This window comes from Bradyrhizobium sp. cf659 (assembly GCF_900113725.1).
GTDB lineage: Bacteria > Pseudomonadota > Alphaproteobacteria > Rhizobiales > Xanthobacteraceae > Bradyrhizobium.
On the sequence record NZ_FOQJ01000002.1, the window covers coordinates 873,538 to 896,218 of the forward strand.

General features: G+C 65.0%; 20 protein-coding genes. 8 read left to right on the plus strand and 12 right to left on the minus strand.

Annotation, left to right across the window (positions count from 1 at the left end; translation table 11 throughout):
* Nucleotides 1-5 precede the first annotated feature (5 nt).
* The 3 genes from BM118_RS13020 to BM118_RS13030 all read left to right on the plus strand — a co-directional run bounded on the left by BM118_RS13020 (nucleotide 6) and on the right by BM118_RS13030 (nucleotide 3,686).
* Nucleotides 6-959 (plus strand): hypothetical protein, encoded by a 954-nt coding sequence (locus BM118_RS13020; RefSeq protein WP_092185774.1) that lies wholly within the window; start codon nucleotides 6-8, stop codon nucleotides 957-959.
* Nucleotides 960-1,300: 341 nt separating this feature from the next.
* Nucleotides 1,301-2,005 (plus strand): cysteine hydrolase family protein, encoded by a 705-nt coding sequence (locus BM118_RS13025; protein WP_092185776.1) that lies wholly within the window; start codon nucleotides 1,301-1,303, stop codon nucleotides 2,003-2,005.
* Nucleotides 2,006-2,015: 10 nt separating this feature from the next.
* Nucleotides 2,016-3,686, plus strand: coding sequence for a regulator (locus BM118_RS13030; RefSeq protein WP_092185778.1), 1,671 nt, complete (start codon nucleotides 2,016-2,018; stop codon nucleotides 3,684-3,686).
* 56 nt (nucleotides 3,687-3,742) lie between these two features.
* On the opposite strand, the gene BM118_RS13035 is transcribed toward BM118_RS13030, so the two are convergent.
* A complete protein-coding gene (locus BM118_RS13035; protein ID WP_244550140.1) occupies nucleotides 3,743-5,590 on the minus strand; it encodes a S9 family peptidase in 1,848 nt (615 codons plus the stop codon).
* A 217-nt stretch (nucleotides 5,591-5,807) separates the two neighbouring features.
* Entirely contained in the window at nucleotides 5,808-6,818 is a 1,011-nt protein-coding gene (locus tag BM118_RS13040; protein ID WP_092185782.1) for a helix-turn-helix domain-containing protein, read from the minus strand.
* A gap of 296 nt (nucleotides 6,819-7,114) precedes the next feature.
* Here BM118_RS13040 and BM118_RS13045 point away from each other — a divergent pair, with 296 nt between their 5' ends.
* Entirely contained in the window at nucleotides 7,115-8,641 is a 1,527-nt protein-coding gene (locus BM118_RS13045; protein ID WP_244550141.1) for a hypothetical protein, read from the plus strand.
* Nucleotides 8,642-8,683: 42 nt separating this feature from the next.
* Here BM118_RS13045 and BM118_RS13050 read toward each other — a convergent pair whose 3' ends face one another.
* The 10 genes from BM118_RS13050 to BM118_RS13095 all read right to left on the minus strand — a co-directional run bounded on the left by BM118_RS13050 (nucleotide 8,684) and on the right by BM118_RS13095 (nucleotide 17,833).
* Nucleotides 8,684-9,508 carry a carbohydrate ABC transporter permease gene (locus tag BM118_RS13050; protein WP_177234253.1) on the minus strand — a complete coding sequence of 275 codons (825 nt, stop codon included), beginning with the start codon at nucleotides 9,506-9,508 and terminating at the stop codon, nucleotides 8,684-8,686.
* Nucleotides 9,505-10,443 carry a carbohydrate ABC transporter permease gene (locus tag BM118_RS13055; RefSeq protein WP_092185788.1) on the minus strand — a complete coding sequence of 313 codons (939 nt, stop codon included), beginning with the start codon at nucleotides 10,441-10,443 and terminating at the stop codon, nucleotides 9,505-9,507. The genes BM118_RS13050 and BM118_RS13055 overlap by 4 nt, the downstream gene beginning before the upstream one ends.
* Nucleotides 10,440-11,765 (minus strand): ABC transporter substrate-binding protein, encoded by a 1,326-nt coding sequence (locus BM118_RS13060; protein WP_092185790.1) that lies wholly within the window; start codon nucleotides 11,763-11,765, stop codon nucleotides 10,440-10,442. The genes BM118_RS13055 and BM118_RS13060 overlap by 4 nt, the downstream gene beginning before the upstream one ends.
* Nucleotides 11,766-11,847: 82 nt before the next feature.
* A complete protein-coding gene (soxA, locus tag BM118_RS13065; RefSeq protein WP_177234254.1) occupies nucleotides 11,848-12,627 on the minus strand; it encodes a sulfur oxidation c-type cytochrome SoxA in 780 nt (259 codons plus the stop codon).
* Nucleotides 12,624-12,941 (minus strand): thiosulfate oxidation carrier complex protein SoxZ, encoded by a 318-nt coding sequence (gene soxZ / locus BM118_RS13070; RefSeq protein WP_092185793.1) that lies wholly within the window; start codon nucleotides 12,939-12,941, stop codon nucleotides 12,624-12,626. The genes soxA and soxZ overlap by 4 nt, the downstream gene beginning before the upstream one ends.
* Nucleotides 12,941-13,408, minus strand: coding sequence for a SoxY-related AACIE arm protein (locus tag BM118_RS13075; protein ID WP_092185795.1), 468 nt, complete (start codon nucleotides 13,406-13,408; stop codon nucleotides 12,941-12,943). The genes soxZ and BM118_RS13075 overlap by 1 nt, the downstream gene beginning before the upstream one ends.
* An 8-nt stretch (nucleotides 13,409-13,416) precedes the next feature.
* Nucleotides 13,417-13,869, minus strand: coding sequence for a sulfur oxidation c-type cytochrome SoxX (gene soxX / locus BM118_RS13080; protein ID WP_092185797.1), 453 nt, complete (start codon nucleotides 13,867-13,869; stop codon nucleotides 13,417-13,419).
* Nucleotides 13,862-15,133 carry an NAD(P)/FAD-dependent oxidoreductase gene (locus BM118_RS13085; protein WP_177234255.1) on the minus strand — a complete coding sequence of 424 codons (1,272 nt, stop codon included), beginning with the start codon at nucleotides 15,131-15,133 and terminating at the stop codon, nucleotides 13,862-13,864. The genes soxX and BM118_RS13085 overlap by 8 nt, the downstream gene beginning before the upstream one ends.
* Nucleotides 15,134-15,186: 53 nt before the next feature.
* The gene (locus BM118_RS13090) at nucleotides 15,187-17,373 is read right to left on the minus strand and encodes a xanthine dehydrogenase family protein molybdopterin-binding subunit (protein ID WP_092185801.1); all 2,187 of its coding nucleotides are present in this window, start codon (nucleotides 17,371-17,373) and stop codon (nucleotides 15,187-15,189) included.
* Nucleotides 17,374-17,383: 10 nt separating this feature from the next.
* The gene (locus BM118_RS13095; protein ID WP_092185803.1) at nucleotides 17,384-17,833 is read right to left on the minus strand and encodes a (2Fe-2S)-binding protein; all 450 of its coding nucleotides are present in this window, start codon (nucleotides 17,831-17,833) and stop codon (nucleotides 17,384-17,386) included.
* A 281-nt stretch (nucleotides 17,834-18,114) separates the two neighbouring features.
* Here BM118_RS13095 and BM118_RS13100 point away from each other — a divergent pair, with 281 nt between their 5' ends.
* The 4 genes from BM118_RS13100 to BM118_RS13115 all read left to right on the plus strand — a co-directional run bounded on the left by BM118_RS13100 (nucleotide 18,115) and on the right by BM118_RS13115 (nucleotide 22,627).
* Nucleotides 18,115-18,369, plus strand: coding sequence for a hypothetical protein (locus BM118_RS13100; RefSeq protein ID WP_092185805.1), 255 nt, complete (start codon nucleotides 18,115-18,117; stop codon nucleotides 18,367-18,369).
* Between the two features lie 207 nt (nucleotides 18,370-18,576).
* Complete coding sequence (locus BM118_RS13105; RefSeq protein ID WP_244550142.1) at nucleotides 18,577-19,512, plus strand: radical SAM/SPASM domain-containing protein; 936 nt, start codon at nucleotides 18,577-18,579, stop codon at nucleotides 19,510-19,512.
* Nucleotides 19,509-21,470, plus strand: a complete 1,962-nt coding sequence (locus tag BM118_RS13110; RefSeq protein WP_092185809.1) for a RiPP maturation radical SAM C-methyltransferase — start codon at nucleotides 19,509-19,511, stop codon at nucleotides 21,468-21,470. The genes BM118_RS13105 and BM118_RS13110 overlap by 4 nt, the downstream gene beginning before the upstream one ends.
* Nucleotides 21,467-22,627 carry a radical SAM protein gene (locus BM118_RS13115; protein WP_092185811.1) on the plus strand — a complete coding sequence of 387 codons (1,161 nt, stop codon included), beginning with the start codon at nucleotides 21,467-21,469 and terminating at the stop codon, nucleotides 22,625-22,627. The genes BM118_RS13110 and BM118_RS13115 overlap by 4 nt, the downstream gene beginning before the upstream one ends.
* Nucleotides 22,628-22,681 lie beyond the last annotated feature (54 nt).

Here is a 22,681-nt window from a genome sequence, read left to right on the forward strand (position 1 = left end):
ACACCATGACGGCAGACGCATTCGACACCGAGATCACTGAGACGGCCGAGGCCTTGATCGGGCCGTGGCGCCAGCCGCGCCAGATGCTCCACGCGCAAACTTACGATGCGCACGCCTCGATCCATGATGACGCCACCGCGCAAAAGCTCGGCTTCAAGGGCGGCACCATCGAAGGCCCGACGCATTTTAGCCAGTTCGCGCCGCTCGGCGCACGGCTGTGGGGACAGGCCTGGTTCGAGAGTGGCTGTCTTTCCGCGCATTATCGCAACGCCTGCTTCGAAGGCGAGGAGGTGCAGGCGATCCTGTCGAAACCTCCAGCCGGCGCGGGCCAGTGCCAGATCCAGATGGTCAAGCGCGACGGCCCCGAAGTGCTGCGCGGCACGGCCTCGGTCGGCGAACCGCACGCGACGACCGCGCTCGAGACCCGCCTCACCGAGCTCAAGCCGCTCGCCGATCCCGTGATCCTGCGCGAGGTGAAGGTCGCGCAGACCAGCAAGCGGCAGACGGTGCGCATGGCGTTCGACCAGACCATGGGCGACCTCTATCCGTTCTCCCTCAGGCAGAAGCTCGCGGTCATCACCGAGAACTCGCCTTACTATGCAAGCGCCGACAACCCATGGCGCAAGCCGATCATCCCGATGGAGATGCTGAGCGTGCTGTTCCAGTACCGCTCCAAGGACGATCCGCTGCCGACGAAGGGACCGGCCGTTGGTCTGTTCGCGGACCAGGAGATCAGGCTGGTGAAGGGGCCGCTCTTCGTCGACGACGAGTATGAGGTCGAGCGCGAGGTGGTCGCGCTCTCCGGCAGCCGCCGCACCGAAAGCGCCTGGGTCAAGACGCGCGTGTTCGACAAGACGGGCGCGATGGTGGCCACCATGCTGCTCAACATGGCGACGCTGAAGGATTCCTATGCGCCGTATGAGGAAGAGTATCGGCGGCTGTATGGGGCGGGGCGGTAGTGGCAAGGCGTCGCCACACACGCTCCTCGTCATTCCGGGGCGCGCGTCGCGCGAACCCGGAATCCATTTCACCTCCCGTATGGCGGCCTAAGGAATTCCGGGCTCGCGACTTCGTCGCGCCCCGGATTGACGGCTGATGGAGTGCCTCGCCGCCGCTCATCCTTTAAGCAAATGCACGCCGCAAAGCCGTCGCACAGCGAATGAGCAGACGCGCGTTCCTCTCCTAACATTCTGATAGCGCAGCAAATTCTCTCGCCGCCCGCGCCCCGCAGCTATTGTACACAATGGCACGGCGTTTGCAGAACTCCCGGCAAAGAGAGTTCTCGCGAGGGGCGGGCGTCATGTTGAACTCGACCAAGCCGACATTGGGCGTCATCAGCGCCGAGCCCGAGCCGATCAGGCTCGATTGGCCCGCCACCGCGCTTCTCATCATCGACATGCAGCGCGATTTCATGGAGCCAGGCGGCTTCGGCGAGACGCTCGGCAACGACGTCAGCCAGCTTGCGCGTGCGGTGAAGCCGATCGGCGCGGTGCTGAAGGCGGCGCGCGAGACCGGCATGCTGGTGATCCACACCCGCGAGGGGCATCTGCCCGATCTCTCCGATGCGCCGCCGGCGAAGGTCGAACGCGGCGCGCCGAGCCTTCGCATCGGCGATCCCGGCCCGATGGGGCGCATTCTCATTCGCGGCGAGGCCGGTCACGACATCATCCCCGAGCTCTATCCGCTCGACAGCGAAATCGTGATCGACAAGCCGGGCAAGGGCGCCTTCTACGCCACCGAGCTCACCGACGTGCTGGAGAAATACGGCATCGAAAATCTGCTGGTGTGCGGCGTCACCACCGAAGTGTGCGTCAACACCACCGTGCGCGAGGCCAATGACCGCGGCTATCGCTGCGTCGTCATCTCGGACGGCTGCGCATCCTACTTTCCCGAGTTTCACGAGATGGGCCTGAAGATGATCAAGGCCCAGGGCGGCATCTTCGGCTGGGTCGCGGACTCAGCCGCAGTACTGGAGGCGATGAAGACTTCTTATATTTCAGCTTAGGGGCATCACCATGAGCACAGGTATGACGGGGACGGCCGGCAAGTCTGATCTGAACACGTCCGAGTTCAAGCCGGCACTATGGACATCGGGCGACTGGAACGCGTTTTTCGGCTTCGGCACCAACATCCTCGTCAACATGCTGGTGCTCACGGGCCTGTTGCGCTTCGTGCTGAAGATGCCCGATAGCCTCGTGTTCGGCCGCATCCTGCCCGCGCTCGGGCTGATGATGTGCCTGTCGACCTTCTATTACGCCTACCTCGCCTACCGCCTCGCGCAGAAGACCGGCCGCAACGATGTCTGCGCGCTGCCGTCGGGCGTCAGCGTGCCGCACATGTTCATCGTCACCTTCGTGATCATGCTGCCGATCACGATCAAGACCGGAGATCCGCTTAAGGGCTGGTCGGCCGGCCTCGTCTGGGTGTTCTTCCAGAGTTTTATTCTCATGATCGGCGGCTTCATCGCGCCGTTCATCCGCAGGATCACGCCGCGCGCGGCGCTGCTCGGCACGCTCGCCGGCGTCTCCGTCACCTTCATCTCGATGCGGCCCGCGCTCGAAATGTACATGACGCCGCAGATCGGTCTCGTCTGCTTCGCTATCATCCTGGTGAGCTGGTTCGGTGGCGTGAAATATTGGCGCGGCATTCCGGCGGGTCTCGTCGCCATCGCGGCCGGCATGATCATCGCCTGGGGCTCGAACCTGTTCGGTCTTGGCCTCGGCGGATTGAGCATCGCGGGCGTCGGCGCAGCGTTCGCCAATTTCGGCTTCTCGGTGCCGATCCCGGCGGTGGGCTATGTCTTCTCCGGCTTCGAATTCCTCGGCGTCATTCTGGTCACGGCCATTCCATTCGGCATCTATGATCTCGTCGAGGCCATGGACAATGTCGAGAGCGCAGAAGCCGCCGGCGACGAATACCCGACCACGCGCGTGCTCACCGCCGACGGCGTCGTCAGCCTGATCGGCTGCCTGATGGGCAATCCCTTCATCAACGCCGTCTATATCGGTCATCCCGGCTGGAAGGCGATGGGCGGCCGCATCGGCTATTCGGCTGCGACCGGCATCATGGTGGTCGTGCTGGCCTGGTTCGGCATCATCTCGGTGCTGCTGGCGCTGGTGCCGGTCGTCGCGATCTCGCCGATCCTGCTCTACATCGGCATGCTCATCGGTGCGCAGGCGTTCCAGACCACGCCGGTCAAGCATGCGCCCGCGATCGTGCTGGCGCTGACGCCGCATCTGGCGGCCTGGGCCAAGCTCCAGATCGATACGATGCTGGGCTCGACCATGATGGCGGCGACCTCTGTCGGCGGGCTCGCCGCCGACAAGGCCGACGCGGTCAAGGCGGCCGCGATCGCCGCGCTGCCACAGCAGGGCGTGTTCTATCACGGGCTCGAAGTCATGGGCGGCGGCTCCATCCTCGGCGGCCTGATCCTGGGTGCGATCGGTGTCTTCATCATCGAACGCGACTTCGAGAAGGCCTCGGCCTTCGCGCTGGTCGGTGCGGTGCTGACCTATTTCGGCTTCATGCATGGCGAGGCCGTCGGCATCGGCGGCGGCTTCGGCGTCACGCCCGCGGTCGCGTTCGCCTATGCCGTGATGGCCGCCGGCCTGTTCGCGGCCAGCAAGCTTGGCACCACCGAGCACTATGCCGCGCATCCGGAGATGCACGCCGCGCCGGCGGAATAGATCGTCGCCAGCAATGATCGCGGCCGGGTGGCGCAAGGTCGCCCGGCCGCCAATTTTCAGGCCACGCCAAGGTCCGATAGGATATTGGCCCCCGCGCGAACCTCGTGGCTCGATCCTTCGAAGTCCTCGCCAATGGGCTCGCACGCACCGCCCAGATGCCGTGCAAAAAACGCCTCGGCAATTGCGATGTAGGACAGCTGATTGGCTGGCTTCTGGAAGCCGTGCCCCTCGTCGGGGTAGACGATGTAGGTCACCGGAATGTTCTTGGCCTGCATGGCGGCGACGATGGTGTCGCTTTCCGCGATCTTGCACCGAACGTCGTTGGCGCCATGAAAGATCAGCATGGGCTTCTCGATATTGTTGACCTTGTTGATCGGTGAGCGCTCGGCGAGCAGCTTGCGGCCCTCCTCGGTGCGCGGATCACCGTAGCTGCGATACATGAACTCCGCGAAACCGGCCCAATAGGGTGGCATCGATTCCAGCAGCGTTTGCAGGTTGGAGATGCCGACCACCGGCACCGAACAACAGAACACCTCTGGCGTGAAGGTCGCGGCGATGAATGAGGCCAGTCCGCCGTAGGACACGCCGAAGATCGCGACCTTGTCCTTTTGCGCGATGCCTTCGGCAATAGCCCAATCGACCATGTCGATGAGGTCATCATGCATCTTTCGCGCATGCTCCTTTTCGCTCGCGGCAACGAACGCCTTGCCGAAGCCCGTCGATCCCCGATAGTTGACCGAAAGGACGGCGTAGCCGCGATCGGCCAGCCACTGGTGATCGCGGCGATAGCCGTAGATGTCGCGCCCCCATGGACCACCGTGGACGATGAGGACCATCGGCAGCGGACGAGGCGGGCGGTCGGCCTCGATATCCGCCGGCAGGGTCAGGTAGGAGACGAGGGTAAAGCCGTCGCGCGATTTGCCTTGCACAGCCTGCATTGGCGCCAGGCGATAAGGCTTGAGTTCGGGCCGCGCCGTAAACAGCTCGGTGATGGTCTGCTTGTCGCGGTCGAGAAGGTGATATGTGGCGGGCTGATCCGCCGTGTGGCTCATCACGATCCACCGGCGATCGTCATCACTTTGGCTTTCGACATGGAACGCGTGGCCGGGAAGTCGCGCCTTGATCAGATCGAGCTCGCTTGCAATCGCTGGCGTCAAGGCCGTCCATTCCTGCCGGCCGGGGTCGATGCAGACCGCTTCGGGTTCGAAGGTCCGGGCATTGAATATGGCGCCCGTCACGTCGGCGCGGTCGCTTTTGAACAGGACGCGTTCTTCACCGGTTGACCAGTTGATCCGCAGAAGCGCCGATTTGTCGTGCTCCAGGCTCGAGCTCATGTGGAGGTGGTTGCATCCGGCGTCGAACGTCCAGAGCCGTGTGCTCGTGTAGGCTTCGTACGGGACGTCGCGCCAATGGGTGACCTTCTGCTCGTCGATGCGCCAGAAGCGTGTGCCTCCGTTGGGCGCGTTGCTGTGGGCGTGGCGCGGCTTGAGCCGCCAGTCGAGTCCCACGAAATGGAATTCCTGGCGATTCTCCCAAACCAGTGTGCGCTCGCCGGTTGCGAGGTCGAGCAGGAATGTATCGTGCCATCGCACGTCGCGATCGTTGAGGCTGACCGCGATCTTGTCGGGGACAATGTGCGACCAGTGCGTCGGCAGCGCACGGACATTGGCGAAGGGCGTGAGATCCCGGAGTTCCGAACTGCGGGGATCGACAACGAACAGGTGCAGATTTTCATCCCCGTTCTCATCGTTGAGAAACATGATGTAGCGACCGTCCGGACTCCAATTCTGCCAGTTGATCGGTCTGCCCCTGGTGCGCGTCACGGGCTGGCCTGCCGTAATGCTGTCGACCGGGGATACCCAGATGTTCAGAACGCCGTCGACCGGGGCGAGCCAGGACAGCAATTGTCCATCCGGCGATAATTTGGCGCCGACGTAGGTCGGATTACCAAACAGCTTCCGGCGCGGGATCAGGGGACGAGCTGACATTGGCGTCTCTCTGGCGTTTCGTACGCAGGATGCGACTTTCGTCACGCTGAGTAATGCTACGAACCGTAGCATATGTGCGCGCCAACCGTGCGTCAACTCCAAGTAGAATGTGGGCCGTTTCTTTCCGGGCGAGTCAGCCGAGCCGGACGATCCACTCGCGAAACAGTTCCGGGCCGGCTTCCACCGCGGCTGCAAGGTCCTGCGGTCGGGTGTCGCGCGCTGCGCGCGGCGAGTAGCCGAAATGCTGCCGGAAGCTACGGCTGAAATGGGCCTGGCTCACGAAGCCGAATTCAGCGGCGATCTCAGCATTCCAGCGATCTTCATCGGCGTCATCAAGCAGCACATGGATCGCTTCGAGCCGCCGCCCGCGAATGTAATCGGCGACGCCCGCGAGCGGCGCGAAGACGCGATAGAGCACCGAGCGCGACACGCCGATCTCGCGGCAGATGGTCGCCACCGAAAGGTCGGAGCGTCCCAGGTTCTGGTCGATGAAGCGGCTGGCGCGGTGAAGGATGGCGATGTCACGCCGGGCAAGCCCCTGCTCGCGCGGCCGGGCGGCCACGCTAAAACATCCGCGCAGCAGGTCGAGCGTCGTCCGGACCGCGTCGGGCGCGTCGTTCTCGTCCATCGCCGGAAGCCTGCGCCGCAGGAGCGCCATGTGATCGGCGAGAACGCGGCCGGCGGCGCCGTCAAGGACGAGGCCGTGCAGGTCGAGGCCGCCGGGCGCGGCGCTGACGATCGGATCGCGCTCGACGTCGAGGCTGATGGTGTCGGTCGCCGTGGCGATGCCGTCGAAGGGCCGGGTCAGATCGAGCACCAGCACCTGGCCGGGACCGGCCGAGATCGGTTCGCCGTCGACTTCGCCGCTCCAGGCGCCGCGCCTGAGCAGCAGCAGCGCGAATGAATTGCGGCCATCGGCCTTGGCCAGTGCGGCGGAGCGGGTGAAGCGCACCGGCCCCATCCGCGTGGACGCAGTGACCAGTCCTCCGAGCAGCCAAGCCTCGGCCCGGACCTCGAAGTCGTCCCGGTCCGTGCCCTCGGGGACTGTCACGTCGTAGTGCGTGAGAATCGCGCGGTAGCGGTCGAGCCGCTCGGCGGCAAGCAATTCCGCGGTGTCGAAGCGCAGATACGGAATTTTCGTCATGCCAGGCCGCTCCCTCGGGCAGTTGGTCTGCAAATTGGGACGATCAGGCAAGTTTCCGCACCGTCGAACCGCAGTCTCCGGACATGAATATTCATATTATTGCGCGCGGGCCAGACGTGTGTGTTTCGCGGCTCGGACAATTTGCAATGACGTGAAGGTGAGCGATGTACGAGCGGGGGTTGAATCTTGCGGCGCGATTGGCCGAGGGACGGATCAGCGAGCGGGCCGGACGAACGGGGAGGAAGGCGGCGTGGCGACGCACGCGGCCAGCCGCGATTTGTGCAGCGGCGGCGATCGTGCTTGGCGCCTTGCTCGATCCTCCATCCGCACAGGCGCAGTTCGTCTGCGTCGACGCCAGCAACAGCACTGGCGGCGCGGGCGCAGGCTCTGCCGGAAGTACGGCGTGCGGCGCCAGCAGCACGGCCGGCGGCCCATCCAGCTCGGCCTTTGGTGCGTCCAGCAACGCGTTTGGCAATTTCAGTCTTGCCGCCGGCGCCCTGAGCCAGGCGACCAACGAGCAAAGCGTCGCGCTGGGTTATGGCGCCAACGCGGGCGGTCGATACACCTCCGCCACCGGGGCGCAAAGCGCGGCCTACGGCTATGAGAGCTCCGCCTACGGCTATGTGAGCAATGCGAGCGGCGACTTTGCCGTTGCCGTCGGCTCCAACAGCAGTGCTGCCGGTTGGATGTCCACGGCGGTGGGGACCAGCTCCCATGCCTCCGCCGACTACGCGACCGCATCCGGCGGCTGGAGCACCGCGACCGGCATGTCCAGCTCGGCGTACGGAAACAGCAGCTACGCGGCCGGCGAAAGTTCGCTGGCCGTCGGTGCGTGGGCGATTGCCAATGCAGGCAGCACGAACGGAACGGCGGTCGGATCCAACAGTGTGGTGACCGGCGCCAACAGCACCGCGGTCGGCGCGAACAACAGCGTCACCGGCAGCAACAGCGGTGCGTTCGGCACCGGTCAGATCGTTCGCGGCAATGGCAGCTTCGCCATCGGCGACCCCAACACCCTGAACGGCAACGGCAGCTTCGTGCTGGGCGACAACAACACGATCAACGGCGCCAACCAGACCGGCCGGGGCGACAACGTCAACGTGGTCGGCTCCAACAACACCGTGGCCGGCACCGCGAGCGCGGCCGGCTCCTCCGTGTTCGGCTCCGGCAACGCCGTCAACGCGCCCAATGCGCTGGTGATGGCGAACACGGCCACCGTGACCGGGGCAGGCGGCATCGCGATCGGCAACACCGTATCGGTCGCAGGTGCCAACGCCGTCGCCGTCGGCAACAACACCAGCGCCGGCTTCGCCAACTCCGCGGCTTTCGGCAACGGCGCCACAGCGACGCGCGCCAATCAGCAGGCGTTCGGCACGGCAGGCAACACCTACACCATGGCCGGCATTACCTCGTCGGCCAGCAAGGCCGCGCAAAGCGGCGCGACGCAGCTTGTCACGTCCGACGGCGCCGGCAATCTCGCGACCACCACGCTCGCCAATCTCGGCCTGGCCTCGACGAGCGATCTCGGTGCCATCAATGCGCAGCTCGCCAGCATCAACGGCCGTCTCGACGACCTCAGCGCGCGGACCAGCAAGGCGACCAGCGGCGTCGCCATGGCCTTTGCCATGGCTGGTGTGCCGACGCTGCTGCCGGACGAGACCTTCGCCATGACGATGAACTACGGGACCTTCGAGCGAGCCAACGGTCTCGCGTTCAATGCGGCGCTACGCCTCAATCGGAACATGCAGTTCAACGGCGGCATCGGCTACGGGCCGGACCAGAAGGTCGCCGGCGGACGCGTGGGCCTGCGCGTGGGCTGGTGAGCCCACCAGGATCGCATCTCCACGATTGGCGGCATCGGGTGATCACCCGCCCTTGACGGCACCCGCGGTGAGCCCGGCCACGATCTGCCGCTGCGCAAACACCGTCAGCAGCAGCACCGGGAGGGTGACGATCAGCGCGGCTGCCGCGAGCGGCCCCCAGCTCAACTGGTCGAACGAGATCATGTTGTAGACGGCGACGGGCAGGGTGCGCGTCTCGCGTCCAGCCAGCACGATGCCGAAGACGAAGTTATTCCAGGAGAAGATGACGGCGAGGATGAAGGCGACCGCGATCCCCGGCTTGGCGATCGGCAGGGCGACGTGGCGAAACACCTGCCAGCGCGTGGCGCCGTCGATCAGGGCGGCTTCCTCCAGCTCGAGCGGCGTCGTCTCGAAATAGCCGATCATGATCCAGATCACGATCGGCACCGTCACCACGAGATGGATGATGATCTGCGGCACCAGCGTGCCGAGCAATCCGAGCCACTGGAACAGCAGGAACAGCGGGATCAGGTAGGACAGGCCGGGCGTGATGCGGGCGATCAGGATCACGATCGCGGATTTATGCGCCGCCATGCGCGCGATGCCGTAGCCGGCGGGAACGCCGACGAGCAGTGCCAGCAAGGTCGCGCTGCCGGTGACGACCAGGCTGTTGACGAAATAGGTCAGGAAGCGGTTGGAGGCGAGCACGTCGGCATAGTTCTTCCAGGCGATATGCTCGGGGAAGAACACCGGCGGGTAGGCGGCGTTGTCGATCTCGAATTTGAGCGACAGCGACAGCATCCAGAGGAAGAACAGGATCGCCGGCGACACGATGACGAACACCGAGAGCCACAGGCCGATCTTGCCGATGATCTGACGAGGTGTCATGCGTCGCTCGCGATTTCTGTCCACACCATGCGCTGTCGGGCGTAGAGCATCACAGCCGCAAGCAGGACGATCAGCAGGAAGAACACCACCGCGATCGCCGAGCCGTAGCCGAGGTCGTAATAGGTGAAGGCGACGCTGTAGAGGTAGATGTTGATGGTCTCCGACGCCGAGCCGGGTCCTCCTTGCGTGATCGCGAAGATGATGTCGAAACTCTTCACCGCGTCGATCATGCGGATCATGCCGGCGATGAACAGGAACGGCATGATCAGCGGCAGCGTGATGAAGCGGAACACCTGCCAGAGATTGGCGCCGTCGATCTGCGCGCTCTCATAGGGCTCGGTCGGAATTGCGGCGAGGCCGCCGAGCACGATCAGCATCACGAGCGGCGTCCATTGCCAGGTCTCGACCAGCACCAGCGAGGGGATGACGGTCGCGGGATGAAACACCCAGAGCTGCGCGGGTATCCCGACCAGCGACAAGAGGTAGTTCAGTACGCCGAGCTGCGGGTGGAACATCATGGTCCAGACCAGCGCGATGGCGACGGGCGTCGCCATCATCGGCATGATGAAGACGCCGCGCAGGAAGCCGCGGCCGGCGAATTTCTGGTGGAACACCACGGCTGCGAATGTGCCGAGCACCAGCGGCAGCAGCACCGACAGCGCGGTGTAGACCATGGTGTGGCCCACCGCTTCGATGAAGCGCGGATCGCTGGTCAGCCGCAGATAGTTGGAGACCCCGACGAAGGTGGTCGGCGAGCCGACCTTCCACTCGTTCAGGCTCATCCAGATGGTGAAGACCCACGGGAAGATGATGATGGCGAGCACGACGACCAGCGCCGGCACCACGAACGGCCAGTAGGACGGAGGCCGCAACTCTTTCTCCGGCGCGGCATCGGACTGTGCCGCAGCCGGATCAGCTTGTGTCAACGCACTCACGTCTTTTCGCTACGCTCCAGGATCGGCCGGAACTGCTCGTGGGCCTTTTTCAGCTCTGTGGCGGGGTCGGTACCTGTGATGGTCGAGGTAACTGCGGCGCCGACAAGATCGCGGAATTCGGCGACCGGGATGATCACGGGCAGGCCCAGCTTGCTGATCTTGGCGGAGTCGATCACCGATTGCAGCCACTCCTTGGGCATCTTCACGCCGCTCTGGACTTCAGCGTCGTTCAGGATCGAGTTGCGGAACGGCACGCCGCCGCCGGCCTGCAGTAGCCGCGCGCCTTGCTTCTTCGAGACCGCCCACTGGCAGAGCAGATAGGCGGCTTCCTTGTTCTTGCTCGCCGCGGCAATGCCGAGGCCGTCGCCGTAGGTGGCTGAATATTGTCCCTTCGGTCCGGCCGGCACGACGGTGTAGCCGACCTTGCCGACGACGCGCGAGGCGGCCGGATCCTCCAGCGGCGGCGCCCAGCCGACGCCGTCGATCCACATTGCCGAACGTCCTTGCGTGAACGAAGCCATCGACTCCATCCAGTTGAAGCCGACGACGCCGGGCGGAGCGACCTTCGTCAGCAGCGTCTGGTAGATTTTTGTCGCCTCGATTGCTTCCGGACCGTCGGTCAGGATGTTGCCTTTGGCGTCGAGGAATTCGCCGCCGCAATTGAGGAAGAAGTTCGTCCACAACGTCATGTTGGCGTTGCGCAAGCCCCGTCCGACGAAACCGTAGGTCCCTTCCTTGGGATCGGTGAGCTTCTCGGCGGCCGCGATCATCTCGTCGAAGGTTTTCGGGACAGCGACGCCCTTCTTCTGGAACAGCTCCTTGTTGTAGTAGAGGATGAAATAATCGACCGACCACGGCAGCGACAGCATCTGCCCCTTGTCGTTCTTGGCATATTGCAGGCCGGCGGCCGAGAAATCGCTCTCGACGAGATCGGGCGCGGTCAGTGTCGGATCCTTCATGAACGGCGTCATGTCGGCGAGCCAGCCGGCTTTCTCGAATTGCCGCTTCTGCACGTGATAGCTCATGTGCACGACGTCGAAGCTCGGCCGGCCCGAGGTGAGCTCGATCACGACCTTCTGGCGCTGCTGCTGTTCGGGGATTTGCTCGGATTCGACCTGGATGCCGGTGAGATCGGTGAACTCCTTGATGTTCTTTTGCAGGTTGTCGCCCCGCGGACCCTTGGCGAGGATCACCTCCAGCTTGGTCCCGGCATATTTCTTCCAGTTGACCTCGGCGCGCGCCGGCAATCCGGTCAGGCTGAGTGCGCCAGCCGCTGCGGTGCCCGCCAGAAGCGTACGGCGCGAGATTCTGTAGTCGACCACTTCAAGTCCTCCCTGTGACTCATCGTCTTTGGGAGGGATACTAGCGACCGTGCCGCGCCTGCCTAGTCCTAATTCGAAGGAATCAAGGCCGCACGGCCGGTGTTTCCATCGGCAGGCCGCGCGCCCGCGACATCAAATAGAGCTCGAGCGCGACGAGCTCCGGTGCGCCGTAATCGTAGGCCTGGGCGCGGACGCCGGACATGCAGCTGCGCAGACGCCGCTCGAGCGACCCCAGCGTCTGCCATTCCAGCCGATACAGCGGATAGCCGGTCGGCTGTCCCTGCGTGATCGGCGCGCCGGCGAGATGCTTGTCAAAGTTGTCGTCGTGGCAATTGGTGCAGGCGAGGTTGAGCTGGCCCTCGCGCTGCATGAAGAGGTCGCGGCCCTGTTCGACGAATGGCTTGAGTTGCGAATCCTCGCCAGCCGTGATCGCGACGCCGCGCGACTGGTGGGCGACGAAGGCGGACAGCGCCAGCAGGTCGCGGCTCTCGTAGGGGAGCGGCGTTGCCTGCTGATGATTGGCGCGGCAGAGATTGATGCGTTGATCGAGTGTGACAGGGCGTCCCTGTGTTTTGTCGAAAGCGGGATAGCGCGCCGCGACGCCCTTCATGCTGCCCCGCGCATCGCCGTGGCAATCCGCGCAGGCCTTCTCCACGCTGCCGGTCTTCTTCGCCCAGAGCGCCTCGCCGTCGAGCACGAACAGCATGCCCGGATTGGACGTGTCGTCATCCTGCATGGCACGCGTGTCCGGCCCCATGAAGGCGTAGCCAGACCGGCGCGCCTCGGGCGCGATCTCGCCGGCGAGCAGGGCGGAGCCCGTGCAGAGCAGCATCGCCACCGCTATCGCGCGCCAAGAATTCATTCGACCGTGATCGATGCCGTCGCGGTGGACGAATAGCCGTTGTCGCCGGTCCATTCGAACTCGAACTTGCCGCTCTCCTTCGCGACCGTGAAGAACGACAGGTATGGGTTCGCGGCGATCGCCGGAAACAGATCGGCGCGAAAGATCTCGGTGCCGTTGTAGCGGCAGGTGAAGTTCGTGATGATGTCGCGCGGCACGAGCCGGCCATCTGCGGTGTGGCGGAAGCCGGTTTCCATGATGTGCGAGGTCAGCGTGCGGATTTCGATGACGTCGCCGCGCTTGGCCTTTGCCGGTACGTTGATCAGCGCGGCCATCAGTTCAGCTCCTCGGTGCAGGCCGCCAGCGTCACGACGATGTCGGCGGCGACCTGCCAGAACGTGTCGTCGGAGAGACGGGCGATTGCGACCACCTTCTGGGTGTCGGCCAGCCTGATCCTCGTCGAGACCTGGGCGCGGCCGGAGGAGGGACCGAGATGGAAATTGCCGATGTTCGGCTGCGGGTTCTTCTCGTTGAAGACGTGGATGCTCTTGACGTAGTCATCAGGCGTCATCGGGCTTGCGACGCTCACGGTCATCGGCACGGTGTTGCCGTTCTCGACCAGTGGCGGAATGTCGAGCTTCACCCTGCCGGTGCGAATCTGGGCTTCACCGACGACGTTGCGGATCGCCGCGTTGAGCATCGCGGGCGTCGCCTCCAGCGGCCGCAGCGTGACGATCGGGATCGTCCCGGCGGCGGTGATGCCCCCGGCAAGGCTCAGGAATTGTCGTCGCGTGGTTGGCATGAGCAGTCCTAGTCCCGAAGCGTTGCAAGATAGGCCACGATGTCCTCGATCTCCGCCGCCGATAATATCGGTTTGCCGGCGAAATTGCGTCCGACGCGGACGAGGCCGTCGTTGCGATAATAGGACGGCATGATGGTCTCCGCGTTGAAGCGTGACGCATCGACCAGACGAAGCCGCAACTGGCTCACCGACCACCGGTTCCCGGCGCCGGTCAGATCGGGCGCGAGGTCGCCCTGGAACCGCGTTTCCGGGAAGGGGCCGGAATGGCAGAGGATGCAGGTCGTCGTGCGCGCCAGCACCAGCGCGCGGCCGCGCGCGGCATCGCCGGGTGAGCCGGTGAGCGAAGCCGGAATGCCGTCGCCGACGACCGTGTAAGGCGCGAACTCCTCTGCGCCTGCTCCACAGGCGAATGTGAGACCAGCGGCGATCATCGCTGCAATATGGACGGTTGATCTAGCCAAAGGTGTCCGCCGTGATGGTTTGAAACCAGCGCTCGGCTTCAGTCGCCTCGCGGGCGCGCAGCTCGCGCGGGGCGTCGACCGGGCTGGTCGCGCCGCCCTCGACCTCGGCAAAGATATCGCCTCTGGGCTGGTAGTTGCCCGCGAGCGAGAAGCCGTAACCGGGCGCGACGGTGGTGTAGCAGACACCGGTGAGCCGCGGCGCCTCCGGGGCGCGGCCTGCGAGCAGGCTGACGATCGCGGCGGCGCAGGCCTTGCCTTGCGCGCTCGCGGCTGACGCTGATTTGGGAATGCCGCCGCCGAGGCAGGCATCGCCGATGACGTGAATGTTCGGGACCAGTTTCGACTCGAACGTCATGGGATCGATCGGGCACCAGCCGGTCGCATCCGCCGCGCCCGCGATCTGGGCGACGTGGCCGGCGCGCTGCGGCGGGATGACGTTGGCGACGTCAGGGGTGTAGTTGCCGAACTCGGTGACGATGGTCTTCGTCGAAGCGTCAACGGAGGTCACGCGGCCGCCCTGCGACAGCGCGACGCGTTCGATCATGTCGCCGTAGAGCTCCTTCCATGCCTTCTCGAACAGCCGTTGCTGCGAGAAACTGTCCTTGGCATCGAGGATCAGGACCTTCGAGCGCGGCTTGTTCGTCTTCAGGTAATGCGCGATCAGGCTGGCGCGCTCGTAGGGCGCCGGCGGACAACGCGAGGGGTTGGCGGGGATTGCAATGGCGAGCGTGCCACCGTCGTCCATCGCCTCCAATTGCCGGCGCAGCAGCAGCGTCTGCGCGCCGGCCTTCCAGGCATGCGGCATTTTTTCCGACGCCGCGTCGTCGTAGCCGGGCAGGGCTTCGAAATGGAAGTCGATGCCGGGCGAGAGCACGAGGCGGTCGTAAGTGAACGCGGCGCCGTCGGTCGTCGTGACGCTGCGTTGCTGCGGCTCGACCTTCGTCGCTGCCTGGTTGATCACCGCGACGCCCTCGGCGGCGAGCCTGTCATAGCCGAACTGCTGCGCCTCGATGTCGCGCAGGCCTGCGATCACCTCGTTGCTGAACGGGCAGGAGGTGAAGAGTTTGTTCGGCTCGATCAGCGTCACCTGCAATCTGGCGTCGGCACGTTTGAGCGCGCGGGCGCAGGCCGCGCCGCCAAAGCCGCCGCCGACCACGACAACGCGGCCCGCCGATTGCGCGCGCAGGATTGAAGGTAGGGTGAGCGATGTGGCCGCGGCGGTGATGCCGAGGACGGCATTCCGCCGTGTCACCGGCACATTCATGGGCCTCATCCGGAAAAATGCCGCGGCGGCCGTCGTGGCCGCCGCGGCGTCTCCTAGGCGAAGGTAATGTTCTGGTCGCGCAGCGGCACCGAGCGGATGCGCTTGCCGGTCGCGGCGAAGTACGCATTGAGCACCGCCGGCGCGGCGACGCCGATGGTCGGCTCGCCGACACCGCCCCAGAACCCGCCGCTCGGCACCATCACCGATTCCACCTTCGGCATCTCGTTGATGCGCATCGAGTTGTAGGTGTCGAAGTTGGTCTGCTCGATCTTGCCGTCCTTGACCGTGCAGCCGCCGTAGAACAGCGCCGACAGGCCGTAGACGAAGGAGCCGGCGATCTGCCGCTCCACCTGCGCCGGATTGACGACGTAGCCGGGATCGGTGGAGGCGACGATGCGATGCACCTTGATCTTGCTGCCGTCGGTCACCGAGATCTCGGCGGCGCCGGCGACGTAGCTGCCATAGCCCATCACCTGCGCGATGCCACGATAGATGCCCTTGGGTGCCGGCGTGGTCCAGCCGATCTTTTCGGCCACGGCATTGAGCACCGCCAGATGCTTGGGGTGATTGCCCATCAGCTTGCGGCGGAACTCGAGCGGGTCCTGGCCTGCGGCCTGGGCCAGCTCGTCCATGAAGCATTCCATGTAGATCGCGTTGTGATTGACGTTGACGCCGCGCCAGAAGCCTGGCGGAACGTGCGGGTTGCGCATCGCATGCTCGATCAGCAGGTTTGGCACCGAATAGCCGAACGCCGCTTCGCCGGATTGGGCGACGCCCTGGAAGGCGGCCGGATCCATGCCGTTCTGGAGCGCTTCGGGGCGCAGCGAGAACAGGATTGATTGCCCGGACAGGCGGTAGTGCAGCGCGACCAGGTTATTGTCGGCATCGAACGCGCCGGTCATCTTGCACTGGGTGATCGGGTGATACCGGCCGTGCGCCATGTCCTCTTCGCGCGACCACAACAGCTTGATCGGCGTGCCCGGCATCTGCTTGGCGATCATGACCGCCTGGCGGACATAGTCGGTCTGGCCGCGCCGGCCGAAGCCGCCGCCGGGCATCACCTTGTGCACGTCGCACTTCTCCGCCGGCAGGCCGGAGGCCTCGAGCGTCGCGGCGAAGGCCGCCTCGCCATTCTGCGTGCCGCACCAGACCTCGCACTTGTCCGCCGTGTAGAGCGCCGTGGCGTTCATCGGCTCCATCGTGGCATGGTTCTGGTAGGGGTAGCTGTAGACAGCCTCGACCTTCTTCGCGGCGCCGGCGATCGCGGCCTTCACGTCACCGTTCTTGTTGCCGATATAGGCCGGCTGCCCGTCGTCGAGGCCTTCGGCGAGCCACTTCGCGATCGACTCGCTGGAGACCTTGGCGTTGTCGCCCTCGTCCCAGACGATCGGCAGCGCTTCCAGCGCGGTCTTGGCGTGCCACCAGGTGTCGGCAACGACCGCGACTGCGGTATCGCCGACCTTGACGACCTTCTTGACGCCTTTCATGCCGGCGATCTTGGCTTCGTCGAAGCTCTTCAATTTGCCGCCGAACACCGGGCAGTCCTTGATCGCGGCGTTCAGCATGCCCGGCAGCTTGACGTCGATGCCGTAGACCATCGTGCCGGTGGTCTTGTCGGCGGTGTCGAGGCGCAGTACGCCCTTGCCGACCAGCTTCCAGTCCTTCGGGTCCTTCAGCTTGACGTCGGCCGGCGGCGTCAGCCTCGCCGCGGCCTCGGCGACCTTGCCGTAGGTCGTGGTTCGGCCCGTCGGCGTATGGGTGATGACGCTGCTCGCGGCCGTGCATTCGGAGGCCGGCACCTTCCACGTGTCGGCGGCGGCCTGGATCAGCATCACGCGCGCGGTGGCGCCGCCCTTGCGGACATAGTCCTGCGAGGAGCGGATGCCGCGGCTGCCGCCGGTCGAGAAATCACCCCATACGCGCTTGCGGGCGACGCTCTGGCCGGGGGTCGGATATTCGGTCGTGACCTTCGACCAGTCGCATTCGAGCTCCTCGGCGACGAGCTGGGCGAGGCCTGTCAGCGAGCCCTGGCCCATCTCGGAGCGGGCGATGCGGATCACGACGGTGTCGTCGGGTCTGACCACAACCCAGGCGCCGACCTCGGGCGAGCCGTCGGCGGCGCGCACCACGGCGGGACCGCCGAAGGGAAGATCGAGGCCGATGGCCAGGCCGGCGCCGACCGCGGCGCTGCCGATGACGAAGGCACGACGGTTCATCTTGGGAGAGACGTGCTTGTTCATGTGCGGCTCCTTACGCGCTTGCGATCGTGTGGATCGCCTCGCGCACCTGCTGGAAGGTGCCGCAACGGCAGATATTGGTGATGGCCTCGTCGATGTCGGCATCGGTCGGCTTCGGCTTCTCGTTCAGGAGCGCCGCCACCGCCATGATCATGCCGCTCTGGCAATAGCCGCATTGTGGAACGTCTTTCGCGATCCAGGCTTCCTGCACCTTGTGCAGCGTTTTGCCGGAGGCGAGCCCTTCGATCGTGGTGATCTTCTTGCCCTCGGCCTCGCTGACCGAAACCCCGCAGGAGCGGGTGGCGACGCCGTCGATGTGAACGGTGCAGGCGCCGCATTGTGCGATGCCGCAGCCATATTTGGTGCCGGTCAGGCCGGCATTCTCGCGGATCGCCCAGAGCAGCGGCGTATCCGGTTCGACGTCGAGTGTGAGGGTTGTTCCGTTTATTGTTAGATTTGCCATCGCAAGTCCCCTGATTGGCCCAATCCACCGATTGGACTCAGGGGCGCAATGTGTCCGGCAAACTGGAACTGTTCAAATCAACAGTCCGCGGGGTGGCGATCAAAGAGACTGGAGCGCGCCGGGAAGATTGTTGGACGTGCGGTGTTGTCGCGCTCTCGCAATCGTATGAACGGCCATTCGCTTCCGCAGCCTTTGGTCGCATCGAATTAATTTGACTATCTCTGGGTATTGTACAACCTTTGGTTTGATGGATTATTTTTCCATCCTAAGGGAGAAGCGCCATGGGTCGCATCGTCACGATTGATCTCGAAAAAGTTCTTGCGTCAGGTAACGATCTCAAAGCCAAGTCGCCTTCTGGACTCACCAGCCACGCCGATCTGCTCGGCCTTGCCAGCGACGTCAGCAAGGACCCGGTCTCCTATCTGAGCAGCGTCGGCGTTCAGCTCGACGACCAGACGGCGTCGATGCTGCGGAACAAGCTGGCCTCGCGTAGCGGTGGCGTACAGGCCGGCACGATCCATATCGACATCCTCTGATCCGCATCGGCAGACTTTTCGTCGGCAGATCATGATGGCCGGCTGACCGGTTCGCCGGGCAGCCGGGATATGAGGTGGTCGGCCATGGCGCTCGGCGCACAATATTTATCCGATTTTCCTGCGGCCAGGGTGACGCCTGCCAGTCTCGTTTTGAACGTCACCCTGAAATGTCCGCTCAAATGTTCGCACTGCTGCTTTTCATCCGACATGTTTCAAGGCGGACATCTGTCCGCCGCTGACGTTCATCGTTGCATTCAGCAGGCCGCTCAAATCCCGTCGATGGAGATCGTCCATTTCGTCGGTGGTGATCCGATGCTTCATGCAGACATCGTTGCTGACGCCGTGGCGCTGGCCGCGTCGCTGGGCTTGCGCGCCGGCATCACCACGAGTGCGTTCTGGGCCAAGTCGCCCGCGCGCGCGACGGCGGCTGTCCAGCGACTGCGCGCCGCTGGCCTCACCGAAATGACATTGTCTTACGATGATCCCCATGCCGAGTTCGTGCCGCTGAACTTCATCGCCAATGCGGTCGCGGCCGCGCGGGAGTGCGGCCTGCTGCTCCGGATCGCGGTGGTGGTCGAAGGCGGCTCGAAGATCACGGCTGCCCGCCTGCGTGCCGATCTCGGCCTTCAGGACGAGCCCGGCATCAACATCTATGAGACCGTCGCCAATTCGACCGGCCGCGGTGATGGCACGGATGAGGGAACCCAAGCGGCGCGCGTTCACCACGCGTCGGCCTATCGCGGTCCCTGCGAGTCCGTTCTCCACACCGTCACGGTCGATCACGAGGGCGGCATCCGCCCCTGCTGCGGTGTGCTTCCGCACTACGAATCCCTGAAGGTCGGCCATATCGCGGAGGAGGGGATCGAGGCCGCGATGCGCGCGGCGGCCGACGATCCGCTTTACAGATGGATCCGGCTCGAAGGGCCGGTCGCCATCCTTGCCGCCGTCACGGCCGACGATCCCGCGCCCATGCGCGCCGAGGATTTCGACGGCATTTGCACGGCGTGCGATCGAATCTTCCGCTCTCCAACGCTGCTGGCGCGCGTGCGTGCAGCCGCCGAAGCACGCCGCGGCCAGATCGAGACTTGCGAAATCCTGCTGGACAGACAGTCCGCGCCTGAAAACATCGTGGCCGCCCAATGAGCGTCGATGTCCTGTTCTGCTCGGCTCCCGTGATGTCCGTGGTACGGCCGTCGGCAGCGCTCGGCCTGTTGCAGGCGCTGCTGCGGGAGAAGGGCATTCGGGCCGAGTCACTCTATCTCAATCTGCTCTTCGCGGACCGCGTCGGGCTTGACCTGAACGAGCAGCTTGCGGAGAAGCTGCCGAGCCACCTCCTGGCCGGCGACTGGCTGTTCGGCGATTGCCTGGGTACCCGGCCGGGCCGGCCGCAGGCACAGCGTCACATCCGGGAGCTCGGCGTAGCCCTCCAGCGCAAAGGGCTGGAGCGGCTCTACGAGATCCGCCGCAACCTGATCCCGTCCTTCGTTGCGGAGGCAGCCGGCCGGCTGCTTGAGCGACGCCCCAAAATCATCGGCTTCACCTCGATGTTCGAGCAGACGGTCGCTTCGCTGGCGATTGCGGCCGCGGTCAAGGCGCGCGATCCCTCCGTCGTGATCTGCTTCGGCGGCGCCAATTGCCATGGGCCGATGGGCGCGGTGCTGCTGAAGAACTTTTCGCAGATCGACTACGTCTTCAACGGCGAAGCCGACACCGTGTTCGGTCCGGCCGTCGAGGCGATCCTGCGCGGCGAGCGGCCCGGCGGCATGCCGGGATGCCTCTCGCGCGACCAGCCTGCCACAGGTGGCGCGGCCGGTCCGACCGTGATGGATGCGCTGCCGATACCCGACTACGCGGATTATTTCGCGCAGCTGGCCGGACTGTCCGAAGCCGCGCGCGTGCGTCCTTCGATTCCGTTCGAGTCCTCGCGCGGCTGCTGGTGGGGGCAGAAACACCATTGCACCTTCTGCGGCTTGAACGGCGAGGGCATGGCGTTCAGGGCGAAGTCGGCGCCGCGCGTGCTGAGCGAGATCGAGACGCTGCATGCGGAGTTCGGGATCGGACGTTTCGCAGCGACCGACAACATCCTGGGCATGTCCCACATCGACGGCGTGCTCGGAAAGCTTGCCGAACGCCCGTCGCACGGCTTTCGCTTCTTCTACGAGATCAAGGCCAATATGGACGAGGCGCAGCTCGAGAAGCTGGCGCTTGCGGGGACGGTCTGGCTGCAGCCCGGAATCGAGAGCCTGTCGGATCCGGTGCTGCACCTCATGCGCAAGGGCGTGAGCGCCTTGCTCAACCTCCGTCTGCTGCGCAATTGCCGCGAGCTCGGCGTCGGGCTGGTCTGGTCGATCCTGTATGGATTTCCCGGCGAGCCCCGCGATGCCTACGACGCCGTCGCCAAGATGGTCCCGCTGCTCGAACATCTTCAGCCGCCGGTCGGCTGCGGCCGCATTCGCCTCGACCGGTTCAGCCCCAATTTCGAGCGCGCCTCCGAGATCGGTTTCCACAACGTCACGCCGATGCCGGCCTATGGCGCGATCTACGACGTCCCGGACGAGGATCTCGCCGATCTCGCCTATTTCTTCGAGGGCGAGGCGCCCGATGCCGCGCGCGAGCAGGATCTGATGGCACTGAAGGCCGCAAGCGCCGCATGGCGCGCGCGCTGGTTCGATCAGCCCTTTGCACCACAATTGACGATGACGGCCGCAGGCACCGCGCATCTCCTCAGCGACACCCGGGCCTGCGCGCTCCAGCCGTTCTATTGCCCGACACCGGCCGAGGTCGTCGCGCTCGATGTGCTGCGCAATCCCTGCACGCGGCCGAACGTCGTTGCGCAGCTCGCCGATCGTTTCGATGTCGTGACGGTCGAGGCCGCAATGGATACGATCTTGGCGCGGCGGTTCGCGGTCGAGATCGACGGCAGAATGCTGTCGCTGATCACGGAGGCCGGGCGAGAGATCTTCGACGCCAACGATCGCGCCGAGTTTCCGCTCGGCTTCGTTCTGCCGCGTGAGCGTGTGGTCATTCGGGATGAACAGCCTCACGCGGCGTTGACGAACCTTCGCGATGAACCGGTTGGCCTTGCACAGGTGCAGCCATGACCGTCGAAGTCCGCCCGCTCGGCGACAAGTGCAACATCAAGTGCCGCTATTGCTATCAGGAGGGCATCCGCACCGCCGGCAATGTGCCGACACGCTACGATCTCGACGCGATCATGGCCACGCTGGACAGATTGGCGGAGCCGTTCAGCCTGTTCGGCGGCGAGATCATGATGACGCGCCGGCCCGATCTCGAGCGGTTGATGCAATTGGGATTCGACCGCCACGGCGGCGTCGGCATGCAGACCAACGGTACGCTGATCGAGGAGCGCGACATCGAGCTCTTCAGGAAATACCGGGTCCGCATCGGCATCTCGATCGACGGTCCGGGACCGCTCAACGATGCGCGCTGGGCCGGCAGCCTCGCGACAACGCGGCGGGCGACCGCGCGCATCGAGGCGGCGATCGAAACGCTGTGCCGGGAGGGAATGCCGCCGAACGTGATCGTGACGCTGAACCGGATGAACGCCGCGCCGGAGCGGCTGGGCGTGCTGTGCGAGTGGATCAGGTTTCTCGGCAGCCTCGGCGTCCGCAAGCTGCGCCTGCATCTGCTGGAGCAGGACGAAACGGAGGCCGGCGAGGGCCTGCCGCTCAGCGCGCAGGAGAACCTTGCGGCTCTCAGGCGGCTGCGCATGCTCGAACGGGAATTGCCGTCAGTCCAGTTCGACATCTTTGCCGAGATGGCGGCGATGCTCAGGGGCGACGACGCGCAGACCTCCTGCGTCTTCCATGCCTGCGATCCCTATGCCACCCGTGCCGTGGTGGGTGTCGAGAGCGATGGCCGGCTCGGCAATTGCGGCCGCACCAACAAGGATGGCGTCACCCATATGCGTGCCGGCCGCGAGGCATTCGAGCGCCAGCTCTCGCTTTACCGGACGCCGCAGGCCGAGGGCGGATGCCAGGAGTGCCGGTTCTTCCTCGCCTGCAAGGGCAATTGTCCGGGGACCGCGATCGGCGGCGACTGGCGGATGCGCTCGATCGATTGTCCGGTTTGGTTCGGCCTGTTCGAGGACATCGAGACCGAACTCCAGGCGAACGGGGAAACCGCAATCAGCCGGTCGGAGCGCCGGCCCGATCTCGAGGCCAAGATGATCGCTGCCTGGTCGATCGGCGACAATCCAACCCTGCATTCGCTGATCTCGCAGGTGGAAACAACATGACGGCCGTGCGGCCGACATGCTGGTTGACCTGGCCCCGTCCTCCGCTTGCGGCGG

Coding starts and splice junctions, on each gene's coding strand:
- BM118_RS13020 (WP_092185774.1), top strand. CDS start 6: ATGACGGCAGACGCATTCGACACCGAGATCACTGAGACGGCCGAGGCC.
- BM118_RS13025 (WP_092185776.1), top strand. CDS start 1,301: ATGTTGAACTCGACCAAGCCGACATTGGGCGTCATCAGCGCCGAGCCC.
- BM118_RS13030 (WP_092185778.1), top strand. CDS start 2,016: ATGAGCACAGGTATGACGGGGACGGCCGGCAAGTCTGATCTGAACACG.
- BM118_RS13040 (WP_092185782.1), bottom strand. CDS start 6,818: ATGACGAAAATTCCGTATCTGCGCTTCGACACCGCGGAATTGCTTGCC.
- BM118_RS13050 (WP_177234253.1), bottom strand. CDS start 9,508: ATGACACCTCGTCAGATCATCGGCAAGATCGGCCTGTGGCTCTCGGTG.
- soxA (WP_177234254.1), bottom strand. CDS start 12,627: ATGAATTCTTGGCGCGCGATAGCGGTGGCGATGCTGCTCTGCACGGGC.
- soxZ (WP_092185793.1), bottom strand. CDS start 12,941: ATGGCCGCGCTGATCAACGTACCGGCAAAGGCCAAGCGCGGCGACGTC.
- BM118_RS13075 (WP_092185795.1), bottom strand. CDS start 13,408: ATGCCAACCACGCGACGACAATTCCTGAGCCTTGCCGGGGGCATCACC.
- BM118_RS13085 (WP_177234255.1), bottom strand. CDS start 15,133: ATGAATGTGCCGGTGACACGGCGGAATGCCGTCCTCGGCATCACCGCC.
- BM118_RS13090 (WP_092185801.1), bottom strand. CDS start 17,373: ATGAACAAGCACGTCTCTCCCAAGATGAACCGTCGTGCCTTCGTCATC.
- BM118_RS13095 (WP_092185803.1), bottom strand. CDS start 17,833: ATGGCAAATCTAACAATAAACGGAACAACCCTCACACTCGACGTCGAA.
- BM118_RS13100 (WP_092185805.1), top strand. CDS start 18,115: ATGGGTCGCATCGTCACGATTGATCTCGAAAAAGTTCTTGCGTCAGGT.
- BM118_RS13105 (WP_244550142.1), top strand. CDS start 18,577: ATGTTTCAAGGCGGACATCTGTCCGCCGCTGACGTTCATCGTTGCATT.
- BM118_RS13110 (WP_092185809.1), top strand. CDS start 19,509: ATGAGCGTCGATGTCCTGTTCTGCTCGGCTCCCGTGATGTCCGTGGTA.
- BM118_RS13115 (WP_092185811.1), top strand. CDS start 21,467: ATGACCGTCGAAGTCCGCCCGCTCGGCGACAAGTGCAACATCAAGTGC.